The organism is Deinococcus sp., from assembly GCF_018260405.1.
Classification (GTDB): Bacteria; Deinococcota; Deinococci; order Deinococcales; family Deinococcaceae; genus Deinococcus.
Map to the genome: position 1 here is coordinate 1 of NZ_JAGLBG010000207.1, position 1,472 is coordinate 1,472.

The window sequence follows — 1,472 nt, forward strand, 5'->3', positions numbered from 1 at the left end:
GACGTTTATTCTGGAGGATTGAAGGCGGCTTTAGCCGCAACCGAACCCCTGCACTTTCAGTGCAGGGTCGTTCAGTTCCCGCGCTGTCTTCTGGATTCAAGCCAAGCAAGCGCTGTCTGGCTTAGAGACAAGCAGGGCAATGGTCTTGCACAGAACGTATCGCACGATGCCACGATCCAGAAAAAAGCGTCTTGTAGGAGTGTCTTATAGGGTTTCACCTCCCGACTTCCTCGACGCTTTTGCCCAGGGGTTGGCTGCCGTATCTGTTGGGCATGCCGCATGGTGCGCCAAGAGCCGGGCAGCGGCGTAAGGAGCGGCTTGCGTTTGCCTTTAACGCCCAGTAGGTTTGAGCACGGCGACTCGGCAAGGGGGGTTGAAGTCCGGTATGCTGACCCCGTCATGATCTGCCCCTTTCTTGTTGCTGTCTTCCGTCTTGGCCCTGTCCTCACAGCGCAGGAGGCCCGGCTATGAGCGAACGCGTCGATTCACTGCTACAGGCTTCGGGGCTAAGTGAAGCTCTGATCGGCTCGCTGGAACGCAGCGACGTTCTGTTCGTGCTGACGGGCGGCACCCTGCTGTATCAAGACGCTAGCGGCACCCGCCGGGTCACGCTGCGCGACCTCACCCGCATCCACAGCGATCAGGACGGCCTGCTGCGCGTCGAAACCCCGGCAGGAACGGCCCTGACTGCCAGCCTGCTGGGATTCGACCCGGTAGATGTGCAGACCTTCTTCGGGCAGGTGCGCGACACCACCGCCCGGGTCAAGCAGGCCGCGCTCGCTGCGCCCCTTACGCCGCTTCAGGCCGCGCCTATTCCCACGCCACATGTGCCAGCCCAGCCTCTAGCAGCTCAGCCCATGCCAGCCCAGTCCATGCCAACTCAGCCGGTCTTTACCCAGCCTGCCCCCAGCCCGGCGCCTGCCCCCGCTGTACCGGCGCGTCCCCCGGTGGCGGCGGTGCCTACCCGCGCCCCCGACCCGGCCCAGGGCATCGAGGAATCGGTCACGGTCATTCGTCCGGCGGCCAGTGCCGCAGCTGTAGCGCCGACCCCCACTCCCGCCGTCAACCCCGGCAACGCTGTGCCCCGCGCTGAACCGGTTACTGCCGCCGCACCCATGCCTGCGCGTCCGGTTCAGGGGCCGCCAGTTCAGGTCGCGCCGCCAAAGGGCCAGCCAAAAGCCCCCGAGAAGGCCGCGAAAGCTGCGCCAGTTCCAGTCGCGCCTGCGGCTGGGCAGCCGTCGCTGGTGACCCCCGTAGAGATTCCGTCTGCCCCGGCGCTGGCTGATTCCCTGGGAACGCTGGCGAACGCGGCCCGCAGCGCCGGGGCCTGGGCGGGTCGCCTGCGCTTTTTGTCGGTTCTGCTGTTTCTGGCGGCCCTCGGTCTGGCGTTCGTGCAGTTTTCGGCAGACCAGAAACTTCAGGCCCTCTGGGTGCTGATCGCGGGCGGGATCGGGGCCGTGGCGCTGCTGGCG

The 1,472-nt window shown here is 66.0% G+C and carries 1 pseudogene; it reads left to right on the top strand.

Going from position 1 to position 1,472, the window contains the following annotated elements:
* Positions 1-467 precede the first annotated feature (467 nt).
* Positions 468-1,472: pseudogene (locus QZ269_RS13070) on the top strand (hypothetical protein); the annotation flags it as partial.